This is a genomic window from Nitrobacter vulgaris, from assembly GCF_031453995.1.
Lineage (GTDB): Bacteria > Pseudomonadota > Alphaproteobacteria > Rhizobiales > Xanthobacteraceae > Nitrobacter > Nitrobacter vulgaris.
On sequence record NZ_JAVDPZ010000088.1, the window covers coordinates 1 to 1,754 of the forward strand.

1 protein-coding gene is annotated in these 1,754 nt (G+C 58.3%); it reads right to left on the bottom strand.

What is annotated here, in order from left to right:
* Positions 1-1,754, bottom strand: a 1,754-nt coding sequence (locus GGQ85_RS20680; RefSeq protein WP_309776084.1) for a molybdopterin-dependent oxidoreductase, incomplete at both ends; no start/stop codon positions are given.

The following is a 1,754-nucleotide window of genomic DNA, read 5'->3' on the forward strand; positions in this document are numbered from 1 at the left end:
TCCTCGTTGACGAAGCCCTGGTAGCTGACCTCACCGTTCGATACCGGCGCGCACAGCAACACCGTGTTGGATGCGTCAAGCACATCTTCCAGACTTGGATAGCGCTTGCCACCCCACTCCACGCACCGCATATGCCTGGGATCCGGCATCGGCATGAGGGGGTTTTCCAGCATCTGGTCGTACTGCTTCTTGATCGGAATGTTCACGCCGACCGCTGAAATACCTTCCTCACGCGCCCTTGGTCCGAACGAGATGAACTTGTTGTATAGGTTCGCGTAGTCGCGTTCGACGACTCGTACGTGCGGGAAGGACTTGCCCGGCACCAGTTTGCACTCACCCTCGGCCCAGTCGAGAATCTCCGGCTGCGCCAACTCATCAGGAGTATCATGCATGAGCGGTTGAAGGACCACGTCACGCACCGGCTTGGAGAACGCCAACGGCGCCAATTCACTGACCTTCTTGGCGAGCAGTTTAAAAATCTCCCAGTCCGTTTTCGATTCCCATACCGGCGGAACCGCCTGTCCCAGCACGTGCAAGAACGAATGCAGGTCCGTCGTGTTGAGGTCGTTCTTCTCGTACCAGAACGCTGTCGGCAATATAATGTCGGAGTATAACCCAGTCGTGTTCATGCGGAAGTTGATGTCGATCACCAGATCATACTTCCCGCGCGGAGCTGTCTCGCGATACTTAACCGTTGTCGTTTTGCCTTTCGCTCGTTCCTCAGAGACCACGTTGTCATGCGCACCAAGGTAGTGACGCAAGAAGAACTCGTGACCCTTGGCGCTCGACTGAATCGCGTTACCGCGCCAGATGAACCACACGCGCGGCCAGTTCTCTTCCGCATCGGGGTCATTGATCGCGAGATTCAACTTCTTGCTCGCAACCTGATCTACAACGTAAGCCGCAATATCTTCGGTCGTTTTCGCGCCGGCTCGTTCGGCATCAGCCACAACCTCAATCGGGTTGCGGTGGAAATTGGGAGTAAACGGCATCCAGCCGCAACGGACCGACTTTGCCTCAAGATCGATCGCGTGACCCTTGGCCCATCGTGGATTCGGCGCCGTCAAGCCATACTCCGTAAACTCCTGTTCGTAACGCCACTGACAGCTGTGGGCATAGTGCCAAGTCGACGACTGCACAACCCGCGGCGGCTTGCTCCAGTCGAGCGCCATCGCAACCGTGGACCACGACGCGACCGGAGCAAGCTTTTCCTGACCGACGTAGTGGTTGATGCCACCGCCGTTGACGCCGCAGCAACCGCACAGGATCAAAGCGACCGTCGCCGATCGGTAACAAAGGTTATTGTAGTACCAGTGGTTGGCGCTGGCGCCCACGATCACCATGGACTTGCCGTTGGTGAGCTCGGCGTTGGTCGCGAACTCACGTGCAAACCTGATCGCTGTCTCGCGGCCGATGCCGGTGTGACGCTCCTGCCAAGCTGGAGTATACGGCGCATCCTCGTCATCGTAGCTGGTCGCAAACGAGCCTTCCAGCCCGCGGCTGTGACCGAACTGAGACATCATGATGTCAAAGCCGGTCGCGACAAGCACCTCGCCCTTATCCGTAGCGATACGCTTCACCGGAACACCGCGCGATACAACGCTGCCATTCACGAAGTCATCGAACCCGACCTGCACCACGCCGTCGGACTGATCGATGAAGCTCAGCACCGGATCGATCGGGCTGTTGTCCAGCGTGTCTTCCGCGGACAGATTCCACTTGCCGTGCGTGGAGCCCCAGCGATCGCCGACCTG